This window comes from Streptomyces sp. URMC 126, from assembly GCF_051386555.1.
In the GTDB taxonomy this organism is placed as follows: domain Bacteria; phylum Actinomycetota; class Actinomycetes; order Streptomycetales; family Streptomycetaceae; genus Streptomyces.
In genome coordinates this window covers 1-15,387 of record NZ_JBPQTX010000167.1, presented here as the reverse complement: position 1 = coordinate 15,387, position 15,387 = coordinate 1, and the positions used below count along the sequence as shown (strand labels likewise).

The following is a 15,387-nucleotide window of genomic DNA, read 5'->3' as shown; positions in this document are numbered from 1 at the left end:
CGGCTCGCCTGGAGGAGGAACGGGCGTGCGGCGGGGGCGGAACGGCGGTCGACGCGCCGAACCGGACATCCCGCCGCACCGTGGGCCGAGGGGCGTGCGCGCGACGCTTGACCGCGTACGGCGGCGGCGCGGGAACTTGGAGAGCTCTCCAAGTTTCCGTGAAGGAGTGTGGGCGTATGCGGCCGGTCGAAGGGGGCCTGCGGGAACGGCACAAGGCCCAGCGGCGCCACCGGATCCTCGACGCGACCCGCGAACTCCTCCGGGAGAGCCCGGAATCGGTGATCAGTGCCGAGCGGATCGCCCGGCGGGCGGGGGTCGCCCCGGCCACCGTGTACAACCTGATCGGGCCGCGCGACAAGATCTGGGAGGCGCTCGCCGCCGACTTCATGGCCGCGCTCGAACGCCGCCTGGCGGCGCCGGGCACGGTCGACCCGCGGCGGGACGCACGGGAGGTCGTCAAGTCGACCGTCCGGTTGTTCGTGGGCGACCCGCTCGTATCACGTCGCATGGTGCGCGAATGGGAGGCCGGCGGCCTGGCGTTCCACCACAGTCCGCTCACCCGGCTCAGCCGGGCGATGGCGGACGCGCGGACGCGGGGTCTCCTGCGCGCCGACGTCGACACGGACGCGTTGGCCACCGTCGTCGCCACCTCGTGCCTGGGCGCGCTGCATCAGTGGGTCGCCGCCCTGATCGACGACGACCGGTTCCTCGCGCGGTGCCTGTTCGCCCTGGACGTCGCCTTCGCGGCGGCGGCCGCGGCCCCCTGCCGTGACTCGTTCCTCACGCCGCTGCGCACCCGGGACCCGGTATGACGGCCGAACCGCCGCCGTGGTCCGGGACGTTCGCGGGCCACGGCGGGATCCCGCTCGTGGCGGACGTGTGGGGCGAGGCGCCCTCGCCGCCCGTCCTCCTGCTGCACGGCGGAGGCCAGACGCGGCACGCCTGGCACGGGGCCGGTCCCCGACTGGCCGCGCTGGGGTGGCGGGCCGTCGCCCCGGACCTGCGGGGCCACGGTGCCAGCGGCTGGTCGGCCGACGGCGACTACGGCCTCGGCCTGTTCGCCGACGACGTCCGGGCGCTCGTCGCCGAACTCGGCGACCGGCCGGTGCTCGTCGGCGCCTCGCTCGGCGGCCTGAGTTCGCTGCTGGCCGCGGGCGAGGCACCGCGGGCGGCGGTCCGCGCGCTGGTGCTCGTCGATGTCGCCCACCGGCCCGATCCCCAAGGCGCCCGCCGGGTCGCGGAGTTCATGCGCCACCGGCCGGAGGGCTTCGCCGACCTCGACGAAGCCGCCGAGGCGGTCTCGGCCTACCTGCCGCACCGCACTCGCCGGGACGACCCGGGAGCCGAGGGGATGCGGAAGAACCTGCGCCGCCAGGGCGACCGCTGGGTCTGGCACTGGGATCCCCGGATGCCCGACAGCTTCGCGGGCCGGATGGACCCACCCGGCATGGCCGAACGCCTCCTCGACGCCGCCCGCCGGGCCGACGTGCCGATCCTGCTCGTCCGCGGCGGCAACAGCGACGTGGTGGGCGCGGACATCGCCGAGGAGTTCTGCGACAGCGTTCCCCGGGCACGGCGCGTCGACGTGGCCGACGCGGGCCACATGGTGGCCGGGGACCGGAACGAGCACTTCGTCGACGCGATCGTCCCGTTCCTGGAAGGGATCGCGTGACGGAGTTCCGCGGCACGGGCGCGGGGCGGGCGCGTCAAGTGGTCGACGGGCGGGCACTGTTGGGACCGGCGGGACGGCGGCGGCACGAGGGAGGTCGACCGGCAAAGGGCCGGCCGGGACCGTGCGGTCCGTCACCTGATGACGGTGATCCGCGGCAGGGGTCGTCGCCAGTCACCCAACTCCGCCACCAGTACGCGGCGGGCCGCTCGCCGGACCCGGTCCCACCCCTCGTCGACGGCCGGCGCGTCCCTCTCCCACCGGTCGGCGTTCCCCGTACCGCTCATCGCGCGGAGGACGCCGTCGATCTCCCGCAGGTCACGCAGGACGCTCCGGCCGAGCCACCCCTCCCCCGCCAGGGCCCCGGCCATGCCGAAGGCGTGGTCGAAGTCCAGGGCGATCTCGTCCGCGGCCACCCCGTGTTCGGTCAGCCAGGCGATCTGCTCGGAGGCGTCGGCCGCGAGCAGGGCCAGGGCGTCGAGCAGCAGGCGTCGGCGGAACGCGGGACCGGGCCTGTCCATGGCACTCTCCATGGCGCGATCGTCGCATGCGGCCGTCCGGCCCGGCATCGGCGGCACTTTCCGGCGGGGCCCGCCCGTCGGAGCGCCGTGCCCGCCCCGGTGGGAAGCGAGTCGGCGGCAAGAGGAGTGCGGGAGCGCATGGGTGCACGTATTCGACGGAGTACGGTGCGCACAGGAGTCCAGCGCCGGCGGTTTCCGGCCTGACCGCCCCGAAGGGGCCGGGTATTCGACCGGCGGACTGCCGTGCGCTCCGCGGTGCCGCCGGCCGGTGCGGTGCGGGACCACCGAGCACCCTTGGCTCACTTTGAGGCTCGCCTTTCACATGCCTTCGTACGCATGCGCATCGCAATCAAGCCATCGTCAATAAAATGAAAAGGCGTAATAATATGACAAGAGATAATCATATTAAGCGATCTTTCCATAGTGAGCTTGGGGCGCTTCTCCTTTTCATGATTACCGCGTAGCCTTTTTAATGGGTCTAGGAAATGCCTGGTGCGGCCGGAGTTCTGGGAAAACGGCGACCGCACCAGTTACTGCGCGATGTCTGATACACGCGGCTGCCGACTCCACCGTCCCGTTGGCGCGGGGCGGCCGATCCGAAGGCCGCAGCGGCCCGAGAATCCGCGGCTTCGACCCGATCGGCAAAGTCCGGAGATCGAGCCCGCTCAGACAGTCCTCTCTTGCGGTGACACCTTCGGGCGTCGCACGCGAGACAGCAGAGAAAAGAGGTTTCTGCACCCTGTCACGGTTTCCTGGACGCGAGCTCAGGAAATAAAACCTTCCATTTTGAGGAGGTTTGGTGACCGACTACTTCGACCGCCTCACCAGGCTGCTCACTCGCCATTTCGGTATCGATTTAGAGGATATCGGAGAGGGCGTTGCACTGTCCAGCCTCGCGTTGGATTCGCTTTCTCTCGCGGAATTCGGTCTCATCATCGAAGGCGACTCCGGCGTCCGGCTGCCGGACGAGGTCTTCCGCTCTCCGCGAGCCACTCTCGGGGACGTGGCCCGACGGGTGCGACCGCGATCGGGCGACGACCCATGACGGCCCGGGCCGCCTTGATCCGAGCGGGCACGACGCCGCTCCGTTCCCTCAACGCTCCCTCAACGGCGCGCGGTGGTCCGCCCGTTCGGGTTCCGTAGCCTCTGGCGAAGGGACACGTCCATGATGATCGAAGACATCGGCATCCTCGGCATGGGAATGTGGCACGGCCCCGCCGTCCCCCACGCCCAGGCGCCCCCGACCGCGTCCGGAAGAGCCGTCGACGATCCCTGGAGCGGCACGTTCGACCGGGACGGCACCTTCCGGCTGCTCGGCCTGACCCTGCCGGCGGCACGGTACCCCCGGACCCTCGCCGCGGCCCGCCGCGCGACGCGGGCCCCGTTCCGCGGTGCGGTGCGCCGCCGGGTGCTCCCCGCCGATGTGCCCGTCTCGGCGGCCGAGGCGGAGGCCGCCGACGAAGCCCTGCGGCACGCCGGGACGCCCACCGGCCGTATCGGCGCGCTCCTGGTGCAGTCGACCGTTCCCGACAGCCCGTACCCGACCAACGCGGCCCTCCTGGGCCACCGGCTGGGCCTGCGGGCTACGGCCACCTGGGCGCTCGACGGGGCCTGCGCCGGTCCGATCGCGCACCTGACCACCGCGCCCTCCCTCATCCGCGCCGGGGTCGCCGAGTACGTCCTGTGCGTCCAGTCGTGCGCGTTCAGCCGTGTCAACGACCCGGGGGTCAGCGCGTTCCTGGGGCTCGGTGACATGGCGGTCGCGTTCGTCGTCGGCCACAAGCCGGGGGCGCGGATCGTGACGGCCTGGAGCGCCGACGGTTCGTCGCACTCGGCCACCGCCACCGCCGCCCGGAAGCAGGGGGCGGGACCCGAGCGGGACGGGCACGCGGCACAGTGGCGGTTACGACTGACGTTCGACCACACCCTGCAACCGGCCGTCCTGAAAACGCTCGGGCGGCGTCTGCGAGTGGTGACCGCGAGCGTGCTGGCCGGCGCGCGCTGGAGCGTCAAGGACGTCGCGCTGTTCGTCCCCCAGCAGTCCGCCGCCTGGGTGCCGGCCTACCTGAGCGAGGAACTGGACATCCCTGACGGCGCGTTGTTCCACACCTACGACGACTACGCCAACGTCGGGCCCGTCGACATCGCCGTGAGCTGGTACCGGGCCCTGAGCGAAGGCAGGGTCCACGACGGCACCAGGGTCCTGGCCGCCACGGGCGGCGCCGGGTTCGTGTACGCCGCGGCGGCCGTGCGGTGGTGACGGGCCCGGTCGCCCGGAAGCGTCCGCGCGTCCGGGCGCCGTGCCAGGCCCCATCGTCCGGCTCGCCGCACGGACCCAGGGCCCCCACGACCGCCTCCGGCTCGGAAGCGGCACCCGTCCCACGGCCGGTGGCACCAGCCGCCGGCCTCTACGGAGAGGACGCCCATGACCGCCATCACCGGCAAGAAGAACACCGACGCTCCGCCGCCCCGCGGCGTTTCCCCGTCCCCTGCCGACGCCGACGCGGCCACCGCCGCCGACCGCATCGTCGACTTCCTCGTCCGCAGCGGTGTCACCACCTTCTTCGGCGTACCCGGCGGCCCCGCCCTGCCCGTCGTCGACGCCGTGCTCCGCCACGCCGGGGCACGGCTGATCGAGTCCCGGCACGAGACCACCGCCGTGTTCTCCGCCATGGGCTTCCGGAGCACCACCGGCCGGGTCCCCTGCGTGCTGTTCGCCGCGGGTCCGGGGGCCACCAACGCCGTCACCGGTGTGGCGGCGGCCCACCGCGAGAACGTGCCGCTCGTCCTCGTCTGCGGCGACGCGGGCCGGGGAACCCCCGGCGAGGTCTCGCGGGACACGGTCGGCGACGGCCCGGACGCCGGCCGGTTGTACGGGACCCTGACCCGGGCCCGGGTCCGTCTGACGCATCCGGCGTGCGCCGTCGCCTGCGCCGCCGAGGTCCACGAGGCGGCGACCGGGCCGGGCGCACCGGGGCCCGCCCTGCTCGTGGTCCCCGCGGACGTCGCCGGTGCCGCCGCTCCCGCCACCGCCGTCCACCGCGGGCGGCCGGCGGCCCCGCCGCCCGACCGGGGGCTGCTCGACGCCGCGGCCGCCACCGCGGAGGCGCTCGCCGCCGCCGGACGGCCCCTGGTGGTCGTGGGAGCGGGCGCGGCGCCCGGTGCCCGGCTGGTCCGGCAGCTGGTGGAGACGCTCGACGTCCCCTTCGCCACCACGCCGCGCGCCAAGGGGGTGATCGACGAGCTCCACCCGCTCTCGCTGCGCGGCTGCGGGACGGCCGGCTCCCGGTGGGCGCGCCGCTACGTCTCCGAGGGTGTCGACGTGGCGCTGGTCCTCGGCACGGACCTGGACGACCGCTCGGCCGGCCCGACGCCGCTGGTGGCTCCCGGCGGCAAGCTGATCCACGTCGACGCGGACCCGCGGGTCCTCTCCCGCTCGGCGCGGGCGACGACCGCGGTGGTGGCGGACGCCGGGCTCTTCAGCGGGCACGTGTGCGAGACCGCCCTGCGGCTGGGGCTGAGGCACCGCGGTGCCCACGACGTCCGGCGGCAGGCCGTCCGGGACAGCCCGTTCGACGTCCCGGGCCACGCCACCGACTGCACGTATCCCGTCGCCCCGCACCGTGTCCTGCGGGACCTGCAGGACGCCGTGGGTCCCCGGGCCCGCTTCGTCACCGACGTCGGCGAGCACATGCTGTTCGCCCTGCACTACCTCACCGCGCGCGATCCCCAGGCCTTCGGCGTCCACTCGGGCCCGGGCAGCGTGGGATCGGGCATCGGGTCCGCCATCGGGCGCGCCCTCGGCGACCCCTCCCGGCCGGTGGTGTGCGTCTGCGGTGACGACGGCATGCGGATGTGCGGTTCGGAGATCCTCGTCGCCGTCCGGCACCGGCTGCCCGTCCTGTTCGCCGTGTTCAACGACGCCCGCCGCGACACGGTCCACCACGACTGCCGGGAGCGGTTCGGCCGTGCCGTTCCCTGGTCGGCGCCCCCGGTCAACTTCGTGGCCTGGGCCCAGGCCCACGGCGTTCCCGGCCGGCGGATCAACCGGGCCGGCGAGATCACGCCCCAGCTCGTCCAGCAACTCATGAAACGGCCGGGCCCGGCCGTGCTGGACATCCGCCACAACCCCGGCGTGCGCGTCCGGGGTGCCGGACGCGCGGAAGCGCCGCGCCCGTGAGCGGGGCACCGCGCGGTTCCGGGACCGGTGCCCGCCCGGTGGCACGGGGGCGGGCGGCGCGCGCGGCCCGGCCGCGCCGAAGGATCGCCTCGCCGACGGAAGGAGACGGACGATGACGGTGAACCGGCCCCCTGTCGTCACCGCGCGGCGCGTCGGGCGGCTCTACGACGTCCTGGCCGGTCTCGGCCACGCCGTCATGGGCGACAGCCTGCACCTGGGGTACTGGCGCCCGGGACAGGACGTCGCCGACACGCCCTTCGGCCGCGCCGCCGACCAGCTCACCGACCTGGTGACGGAGCGGCTGGGCCTGGCGCCCGGCGACCGCGCCCTCGACCTGGGCTGCGGGATCGGCGGCCCCGCCGTCAGACTGCACCGGACGACGGGCGCCGTCGTCGTCGGGGTCACCGTCAGCGAGGAGGAGGTCCGGCGCGCCGAGGCGGCGGTCCTCGCCTCGTCCTTGGACCACCGGATCGAGATCCGGTGGGCGGACGCCGCCGCGCTGCGCTTCCCCGACGCGTCCTTCGACGCGGTGATGGCCATCGATTCGCTCCTGCACATGCCCGACCGGCCGCGGGTCCTCATGGAGCTGGCCAGGGTGCTGCGGCCGGGCAGGCGGCTGGTGCTCACGGACTTCTTCGACCGCCGGCAGCCCGGCGACGCCCGGGGCGAGACGCCGCGGGCCTGCCGGCAGCGGTTCCTGGCCGCCCCCGCCCCGTCCGGGGAGGAGTACGCGCGGACGGTCGCCGAGGCCGGGTTCCTGGTCGAGGAGGTGCTCGACATCTCGGACAACTGCCTGTCGCAGACCGTCCGGGCGCTGTCCGCCCGGATCGCGGAGGAACGCACCGCGCTGTACCGGCGCTTCGGCAGCGTTCTGGTCGACGCCGTCGACCCGGCACCGCTGGGGACGGCATCCGGCGTCGGCTACCTGCTGCTGACGGCCGTGCGCTCCGTCGGCTGAGGCCGAGGGGTACGGCCTGAGGCCGGCGGGTGCGGGGACACCGCCGGACACCGGTGTTCCCGCACCCGCGAGTGCCGCGCCCGTGCGCCCCGAGGTGCTTCTCCCGTCCGTTTCCGATGCAGAGGGTCCGACGCAGAGGGGAAGAGGCCGTGTGCCTGTCACGTGTCGCACTACGGATCCACCGGCGTCACCGCCCGGTCCTGGCCGTCGCCGCGCTGGCGGTGGTCGCGCTGTCGCTCGTCTCCGCCGGTCTGTGGTCCCGGCTGGGCCACAGCGACTACTGGGCCCGGGGAACGCAGGCCGAGCGGGGACGGGCCCTGCTGGCCGACCGCTTCCACATCGGCTCCCCCGGTCTGAGTGTGCTGGCGTCGGCGGGGACGGCCCGGGACGTGGACACCCCCGCCCTCCGTGCGGCGGGGACCGAACTGACCCGGCGCGTCGGCCGTGCGCCCGGGGTCTCGGCCGCACGGTCCTACTGGACCACCGGCGACCCGGCACTGCGTTCCCGCGACCGGCACAGCGCGCTGATCCTCGTGGAGTTCGCCGGGGACGACGCGGAGGGCGTCCGGCACGCCAAGGCGCTGCTGCCGCGCCTGCGTTCCCGGGACACGCCCCTGCGCCTCCAGGTCACCGGCCCCCTGGAGCTGGCACGACAGGTCACCGAGCGGAGCCGGCACGACCTGCTGGTCGCGGAGTCGGCCGTCCTTCCCGCGGCACTCGCCGTCCTCGGCATCATGTTCGGTTCCTGGACGGCCGCGCTGCTGCTGCTCGTTCCCGCCCTCGCGGCCATCGTGGGCACGCTCGCGGTCCTGAGGCTCCTGGCCACCTTCTCGTCCTTCGGCGTCGCGCCCTTCGCCCCGAACTTCGCCGTGGCGCTGGGGGTCAGCCTGGCCGTCGACTACGGTCTCCTGATCGTCACCCGCTACCGGGAGGAACTGGCCGGCCGGCCGTCGCCGCGTGACGCCGTGGCCGCGTGCATGGCGACGGCCGGCCGGACGGTGCTGTTCTCGGCCGTCACCGTCGCGGCGTGCCTGTCCGCGCTGCTGGTCTTCCCCGTCGACTTCGTCCGGTCGATGGCCTGGGCGGGCATCGTCGTGGTCCTGGCGTCCGGACTGGCCTCGGTCGTCCTCCTGCCCGCCCTGCTCCACGCGGCCGTCCGCCGTATCCCGCCCGCGCTCCCCACCGCCCGGCGCGCGAAGGGGAGCCGCGGCGCGTGGTCCGTCCTGCGGAGGGGGCCGCGCGGGGTGCTGAGCCGCGGCTGGCTGCGCGTCGCCCTGCTGAGCACGCGCCACCCCCTGCTGCTGGGGGGTGCCTGCCTGGCGGTCCTCGTGCTCTTGGCGCTGCCCCTGGGCCACGCGCGTTTCGGCTTCGCCGACGAACGCGTCCTGCCGCCCGGCACCGAGGTGCGGGCCACCGCCGCCACCATCGGCCGTACCTTCTCCAGCCGCGTCGACAGCCGTCTGACGGTCGTCCTTCCGCGGACGGACGCGACGCGCGACGCGCCCGCCGTCCACTCCTACGCGCTACGGCTGTCCGCCCTGCCGCACGTCACCGCCGTCGCCGCCACCACCGGGCGCTACCACCGCGGCGGCCGGACCGGCGACGGCCCGGCGGCCTGCGGCCGGGCCGCCCGGCGCACGGCGGGTACCTGCGTGGTGGTGGATACCGACCTCGGGCCCGCGGCCCCGGCGGCGTCCGGTGTGCTCGACCGCGTGCGGGCCGTCGCCGCCCCCGGCCCCCGCCTCGTCACCGGGAACACCGCCCTGCTCGCCGACACCAAGGCGGCCGTCGGCGCCCGGCTCCCCTGGGCCCTGGGCATCGTCGCCGCGGGAACCCTGCTGCTGGTCTTCGCCTTCACGGCCGGCGTGCTGATCCCCTTCAAGGCACTCGTGCTCAGCGCGGCCGGCCTCGCCGCCGGCCTCGGCATCGCCGTGTACGTCTTCCAGGACGGCGCCGTCCCCTTCCTGGCGGACCCGGAATCCGTGCCGGGGCTCCTCGACATCGGCGTGCTGATGACCACGGCCGCCATCGCCTGGGGACTGTGCCTGGACTACGAGGTCTTCCTGCTCTCCCGGATCCAGGACGCCTACCGGGACGGCCACGGCAACGACCGGGCCGTCGTGCTCGGTGTCGCCCGGACCGGACGTCTCGTCACCGCCGCCGCGCTGGTCGTCGCCCTGGCCATGACGGCCCTGGCCGCGTCCTCGGTGGCCGGCCTCAGGGTCATGGGGGTGAGCCTCATGGCCGCCGTCGTCCTCGACGCCACCCTCGTCCGCGGTGTCCTCGTACCGGCCGTCATGGCGCTCACCGGCCGCGCCAACTGGTGGGCGCCCGCCTGGGCCACGCGGCGCCGCGCTCCCTACGGCAGGAGCGGCGAACAACCCCGCCCGGGGCCGTGAGACCGGAGCGACGGCGGCGCCCCGCACACCACGTCAACAGCCCTTACACCACCGTCAACAGCCCTTCGCCGAGGCGGACTCCGCCCTGGAACGAGCCGACGCGAAGGGCGTGACCGGCAAGGAGGTCGCATGAACGCCACACAACAGGTCCACGAGGTGCTGCGCCGGAACTTCGGTGTCGACGCGCTGGCGGTCCCGGCGGACACCGCCCTGCACGAACTGCGGATGGACTCCCTCGCCCTGGAGGAGTTCCGCATGATCATCGAGCACCGGCTGGCCATCGACCTGGAGGACGTCCAGATCACGTCACGGGACACCCTGGCCCACCTCGTGGACGTGGTGAGCGCGAGGGCGGCGCGGTGAGCGGGCTTCCGCGGGATCCGTTCCGCGCCGCGGTGACGGGCGTCGGAATGGTGACGGCGGCCGGGCCCGACGCCTCCCGGACCTGGAAGGCGGTGCTGAAGGGGACACCGGCCGGCGTCGGGCCGCACCCCGCGCTCCGGGGCCTGCCGTGCGACTTCGCCTACACCGTCGACGCCGACGTCATCACCCCGCAGCTCGGTGTGGCCGCCTGCCGGCTCATGGACCGGTTCGCCCGGTTCGCCGTGGTCGCCGCCCGGGAAGCGGTCGCCGACGCGGGCCTGGACAGCCGCGAGTGGGACGGCACCCGGGTGGGCGTCGTCCTCGGCAACGCCCACGGCGGCCTGCCCTTCTACGACGAGCAGCACGCCCAGTTGACGGCGACCGGAAGCGTCTCCCCCAAGACCCCTCTGCTCACGCCCGTCACGGGAGCCACCGACAGTGTCACCCGGGACCTGCACGCCTCCGGTCCCGGTTTCACGGTGGCCACGGCCTGCTCCTCCGGCACCCACGCCATCGGCACCGCCCACCGCCTCCTGCGCACGGGACAGTGCGACATCGTGGTCACCGGCGGTGCCGAGGCCGTCATCTGCCGGCTGCTGATCGCCGGCGCCTGCCGGCTCAAGGCCCTGTCCACCCGCCGCGACGACCCGGCGTCCGCCAGCCGGCCCTTCGACGCCGACCGGGACGGCTTCGTCCCCGGCGAGGGCGCCGGCATCCTGGTCCTGGAGCATCCCCGGCACGCCCGGGCCCGTGGGGCGCGGGTCCTCGCGCACCTCAGCGGTTACGGCGCCGCCATGGACCCCGAGGCGACCGTGGCCCCCACCGACGACGGTGCCGCCCTGGAACGCGCGCTGCGCGCCGCCCTCACCGACGCGGGCGTCGGCGGCGCCGAGGTGGACCACGTCAACGCCCACGGCACCTCGACCCCCATGAACGACCTGGTGGAAAGCCGGGTGCTCGCCCGCGTCTGCGGCGAGAACCCCCTGATCACCTCCAGCAAGGGCGTGACCGGACACACCCTGGGCGCGGCGGGAGGAATCGAGACGGCACTGACCGTACTGGCCCTGCGCGACCAGGTCGTGCCGCCCACCGCCAACCTCACGTCCCTGGACCCGTGCGTCCGGGGCCGGGTCGTCGCCCGGACCGCCCGCTCCGCACGGCTGGACTGCGCGGTGAAGACCGCCATGGGCTTCGGGGGATTCGCCGCGGCGCTGGTCCTCACCCGGCCCTGAACCCCGCCGACGGAACACCCCGCCGGCCTGACGACACCGGTCTGACGACAGAGGGAGAACGATGCCGGACGAGACCATCCACTCGCTGACCGTGGACGGCCTGCCGTACGCCTGCCGCGTGCTGCGCGGGCCCGCGGCGCGGAGCCACCCGACCCTGCTCCTGGGCGGCGTGTTCCAGGGCATGTACGACTGGACCCCCATGGAGAAGGTGCTGACCCCGGTGGCCGACGTCGTCACCGTGGGCTCCGCCCGTGACGGCATGAGGGCACCTGCCGCGCACCCCTCGCCCGCCGTGCTGTGCCGCGCGGTCGAACAGGTCGTGGACACACTGGGACCGGAGCGGATCAACCTGTTCGGGTACTCCTACGGTTCCGTCGTCGCTCACCGGTACGCCCTGCGCCACCCGCGGCGGGTCGCGCGGCTGATGCTGGGCGCCGTGCCGACCGCCGTCAGCCCGGCGCAGCGTCTTCGCGCACGACAGCTGTCGGCCCTGCTCTCCTCGGGCCAGGAGGAGGAGTTCGCGTCCTTGTGGACCGAGAGCATGCTCTGCATGGACCCGGGGACACCGATACCCCGGCGCGAGCTGGTCTACCGCTACGTGCGGCGGACCGTGATCGAGCGCCTGCGGGTTCCCGGCGCGAGGGACGTCATCCAACGGTCGTTCGACCACCCGGAGCTCGCCGTCGCCGAGGGTGGTCTGAAGGGTGTGCCCACGCTGGTGTTCAGCGGTGCGCACGACACGTTGACCCCCGCGGAGCAGCAGCGCGCCTTCGCCTCGGGCATCGAGGACAGCTCCTTCGTCGTCCTGGACTCCGCCGACCACTGGGTTCTGCTGGAGCGCCCGGCGGCGGTGGCCGGGCTCGCGCTGCGGCACTTCACGGATCCCGCCCGCCCGCGCCACGCCTCCCGGCGCGCGCACCGGCCGGGCGAGGGGGGTCCGGGCGAGGCGTGACGAGGGCGTGAGGGGCGTGCACTCCGGCGCTCACACGGCCTCACCCCCGGCGCTCACCTCATGACGCTCGTGCCCTGACACGCACGTCCCGACGCTCGGCCCCGGGACGCCCGTCCCGGGGCCGCACCCACCCATCGCACCGGGCCGGCCCGCGGCCGGCCGTGCCCTCCCCTGAGGGGGCCGCTGCCCGGTCCCCCTCGCGTCATCCCTGTCCTGGAGGAAGGTTCCCATGCCCAACGTCGCCACGGTGATCCACCGTGTTCTCACCGACGGCTTCGAGGTTCCCGCCGAAGCCGTCCGCCCCCAGGCGACCCTGGACTCGCTCGACCTCGACTCCCTGGCCCTGGCCGAGTTCGCGCTCGCCCTGCAGGAGCGCCTCGGCGTCAAGCCTCCCGCCGACGTGTTCGCCAAGTCCTCCACCATCGCCCAGCTGTCCGCGTCGCTGGAAGCCCTCCTCGACAGCGGGACCACGACGCCATGACCCGGGCCGAGATCGCCGTCACCGGCATCGGTCTGGTCACCGCCGCGGGCCGGGACCGCGAAGCCACGTGGAAGGGGGTCCTGGCCGGCACACCGACCGCCGGCCGCGACCCGCGGCTGGCCGGCCTGCCGGTGGACTTCTCCTGCCGCGTGCCCGACCTGGACGACCCGCGCCACCGGATGGGCGGCCGCAAGTCGTGGCGCATGGGCCGTTTCGCCGCGCTGGCCGTCCTCGCCGCCCGGGAAGCCGTCCGGGACGCCGGGTTCGCCCCGGACGCGTGGGACGGCGCACGCGTGGCCGTTGTCGTCGGCTGTGGCCTGGGCGGCACCTGGGAGTGGGAGAAGCAGCACCGGCGGCTGGCGGCCCGGGGCGCCGACCTGGTGTCCCCGTTGGCCGTCGTCCACTTCCTCCCCAACATGGCCGCGGGCGAGGTCTCCATCGACCTCGGTGTCCGGGGCCCGAGTCTGTGCGTCTCCACCGCCTGCGCGTCCGGGGCGACCGCGCTGGCCACCGCCCGCGACCTGCTCCTCCGCGACGCGTGCGACATCGCGGTCGCCGGTGGCACGGAGGCGTGCGCCAGCCCCCTGACGGTGACGGGTTTCCACCGCACCGGCGCCCTGTCCACCCGCGGTGACGACGTGGCCGCCGCCTCCCGGCCCTTCGCCGCCGACCGTGACGGCTTCGTCATCGCCGAAGGCGCGGGCGTCCTGGTCCTGGAACGGGCCGCGGACGCCCGCGCCCGAGGCCGGCGCCCCCGGGCCCTGCTCGCCGGGTGCGCCGCCACCTCCGACGCCCACCACCCCACCGCCCAGCCCGAGAACGCGGCGGGAGCCGAACGGGCCCTGCGAGCCGCCCTCGACGAGGCGGGACTCGCCCCCGCCGACGTCGACCACGTCAACGCGCACGGAACCTCCACACGCACCAACGACAGAACGGAAGCGGCGCTCATCTCCCGCGTCCTGCCGCACCACCCCAGCGTCACCGCCCCGAAAGGGGTTCTCGGCCACACCCTCGGCGCCGCCGGCGCCATCGAGGCCGCCCTGGTGACACTGACCATCCACCACCAGCGGGTACCGCCCGTCGCCAACCTCACTGAACCCGCTCCGGAGTTCGGCATCGACTGCGTCACCCGACGGGCCCGTCGCCAGCGGGTGCGCGCGGCCGTCAGCCACTCCTTCGGGTTCGGCGGGCACAACGCGGTACTGGTTCTCACCAAGCCCTGAACGGGGCGGCGGCCGGACCGCTCGGCCTGCCGCGGTGGCTCGTACCCGGCCCGGGTGGCGGCCCGGGGGGGCCGGGTACGGGCGGTCGCGGGGTGAGGACGAGGGCGCGGACGGGGCGGGAAACCGGCGCGGTTGCCCGGGTCCGGTCCGTCCGTCTCTGCCGTTCGGGCTCTCTCCCTTCACCCACAGGAGCGCCTTTTGTTGCGGTGCCGGAGGGGTGGTGTGACGCTGTGCGCGGGCCGCCGCCCGGTGTGCGGGCCGGCGTCCGGGCCCGTGTCGAGTCCTGTGTCCGGGAAGGACGGAAGCCGTGATCGACCCTGTTCAGGTCCTGTGGTCACCGGCCGGGGAGTCCATGCCCTCCCTGGGGTCGGACGCGCTGGTCGACGTGCATGACGGCGATACGCCGAACATCCGGATGCCCGTTCGCATGTTGTCCGTCGACACTCCCGAGGTGACGGCGAAGTCCGCCAAGGGCGCCGCGCACGTGGACGAGAAGTTCGCGGAGCTGGCCGGGTGGATCGAGGAGGGGAAGGCGCCCATCTCGGCCGACCTCGCCGAGTTCCTGCTGCCGAAGATCCGGACCGGCCGGGCCGGCACCCTTCAGTTCGAACAGGGCACGGAGGCCGCGCGGTTCAACACGGACAACATCAACAAGCGGTTGATCGAGGGCATTCCGGAGGGCGCGCCACCGCGTGACAAGCCGCGGAAGATCTTCGTGCGCACGGCCGACGCGCCGTTCGACGACCACCACCGCCTGCTGGCCTACGTCGCACCCGACTACTCGAAGGAGGAACGGGCCGTGCTCACCCGGCGGCAGCGCTCCACCTTCAATCTCGACCTCATCGCCTCCGGCTGGGCCGCGACGTTCGTCATCTATCCCTCCATTCCCGGGGAGCTCGACCTTCCGCTGACCCTGGAGGCCGCCGACAAGGCCGTGAAGGGGAAGAAGGGGATCTGGAAGGAGCCGGCCGGTCTCCTGGGGTACGAGTACCGGGCCTTGGAGAAGCTGCACACGGTGACGCGGAAGATCGTCGACGGCAAGCCGCTGCGTCCCGGCGAGTCCTTTTCCTGGCGGCAGCGCTACTGTGCCGACCTGCGCACCCGCGAACTCTTCGGCCCCGAGGACTATTTCCGGGTGCCGCCGGTGTACCGGCTGTGGTTCTGGCCGCACGACGTCAACGAGGCGATCGGGCGGCTCAACCTGGTCCCGTCGCGGGAGTTGGGGGGCGGGCGGCGGGAGCGGTGACGGGCGGACGGTGACGGGCGGCCCCGCCTGGTCCGGCCGTTACCTCCCGGGTAATCGCGCTCTCCGTACCCCCGCACCACACTGATGCACATCCGCCCCAGCGCGGTCGGCATCGCGGACAGGAGAGCGTCATGAGCACCGCCACCCCAGGCACCCCCAGCAC

At 74.1% G+C, this 15,387-nt stretch carries 14 protein-coding genes; 13 read left to right on the top strand and 1 reads right to left on the bottom strand.

Features of this window, described 5'->3' with window-relative positions:
* The first annotated feature begins 176 nt into the window (after positions 1–176).
* Both ACSNOK_RS20295 and ACSNOK_RS20290 read left to right on the top strand, forming a co-directional pair.
* Positions 177–812 (top strand): TetR/AcrR family transcriptional regulator, encoded by a 636-nt coding sequence (locus ACSNOK_RS20295; protein WP_436782147.1) that lies wholly within the window; start codon positions 177–179, stop codon positions 810–812.
* Positions 809–1,672 (top strand): alpha/beta fold hydrolase, encoded by an 864-nt coding sequence (locus ACSNOK_RS20290; protein WP_436782146.1) that lies wholly within the window; start codon positions 809–811, stop codon positions 1,670–1,672. Before ACSNOK_RS20295 ends, ACSNOK_RS20290 begins: the two co-directional genes overlap by 4 nt.
* Positions 1,673–1,803: 131 nt before the next feature.
* Here ACSNOK_RS20290 and ACSNOK_RS20285 read toward each other — a convergent pair whose 3' ends face one another.
* Entirely contained in the window at positions 1,804–2,190 is a 387-nt protein-coding gene (locus ACSNOK_RS20285) for a hypothetical protein (protein ID WP_436782145.1), read from the bottom strand.
* A 799-nt stretch (positions 2,191–2,989) separates the two neighbouring features.
* On the opposite strand from ACSNOK_RS20285, the gene ACSNOK_RS20280 reads away from it, so the two are divergent.
* The 11 genes from ACSNOK_RS20280 (at position 2,990) to ACSNOK_RS20230 (ending at position 15,224) form a co-directional block, all read left to right on the top strand.
* Positions 2,990–3,235, top strand: coding sequence for a phosphopantetheine-binding protein (locus ACSNOK_RS20280; protein WP_436782144.1), 246 nt, complete (start codon positions 2,990–2,992; stop codon positions 3,233–3,235).
* Positions 3,236–3,355: 120 nt separating this feature from the next.
* Positions 3,356–4,450 (top strand): 3-oxoacyl-ACP synthase III family protein, encoded by a 1,095-nt coding sequence (locus ACSNOK_RS20275; RefSeq protein WP_436782143.1) that lies wholly within the window; start codon positions 3,356–3,358, stop codon positions 4,448–4,450.
* Positions 4,451–4,615: 165 nt separating this feature from the next.
* The gene (locus ACSNOK_RS20270) at positions 4,616–6,370 is read left to right on the top strand and encodes a thiamine pyrophosphate-binding protein (RefSeq protein WP_436782142.1); all 1,755 of its coding nucleotides are present in this window, start codon (positions 4,616–4,618) and stop codon (positions 6,368–6,370) included.
* A 112-nt stretch (positions 6,371–6,482) separates the two neighbouring features.
* Entirely contained in the window at positions 6,483–7,328 is an 846-nt protein-coding gene (locus tag ACSNOK_RS20265) for an SAM-dependent methyltransferase (protein ID WP_436782141.1), read from the top strand.
* 149 nt (positions 7,329–7,477) lie between these two features.
* Entirely contained in the window at positions 7,478–9,727 is a 2,250-nt protein-coding gene (locus tag ACSNOK_RS20260) for an MMPL family transporter (RefSeq protein ID WP_436782140.1), read from the top strand.
* Between the two features lie 129 nt (positions 9,728–9,856).
* Positions 9,857–10,090 (top strand): acyl carrier protein, encoded by a 234-nt coding sequence (locus ACSNOK_RS20255; protein ID WP_436782139.1) that lies wholly within the window; start codon positions 9,857–9,859, stop codon positions 10,088–10,090.
* On the top strand, positions 10,087–11,322 hold the full coding sequence (locus ACSNOK_RS20250) for a beta-ketoacyl-[acyl-carrier-protein] synthase family protein (protein WP_436782138.1): 1,236 nt from the start codon (positions 10,087–10,089) through the stop codon (positions 11,320–11,322). Before ACSNOK_RS20255 ends, ACSNOK_RS20250 begins: the two co-directional genes overlap by 4 nt.
* Before the next feature lie 61 nt (positions 11,323–11,383).
* Positions 11,384–12,274, top strand: a complete 891-nt coding sequence (locus ACSNOK_RS20245) for an alpha/beta fold hydrolase (protein ID WP_436782137.1) — start codon at positions 11,384–11,386, stop codon at positions 12,272–12,274.
* A gap of 229 nt (positions 12,275–12,503) precedes the next feature.
* On the top strand, positions 12,504–12,755 hold the full coding sequence (locus ACSNOK_RS20240) for an acyl carrier protein (protein ID WP_436782136.1): 252 nt from the start codon (positions 12,504–12,506) through the stop codon (positions 12,753–12,755).
* Entirely contained in the window at positions 12,752–13,978 is a 1,227-nt protein-coding gene (locus ACSNOK_RS20235) for a beta-ketoacyl-[acyl-carrier-protein] synthase family protein (RefSeq protein WP_436782135.1), read from the top strand. Before ACSNOK_RS20240 ends, ACSNOK_RS20235 begins: the two co-directional genes overlap by 4 nt.
* A 307-nt stretch (positions 13,979–14,285) precedes the next feature.
* Complete coding sequence (locus ACSNOK_RS20230) at positions 14,286–15,224, top strand: nuclease (RefSeq protein WP_436782134.1); 939 nt, start codon at positions 14,286–14,288, stop codon at positions 15,222–15,224.
* Positions 15,225–15,387 lie beyond the last annotated feature (163 nt).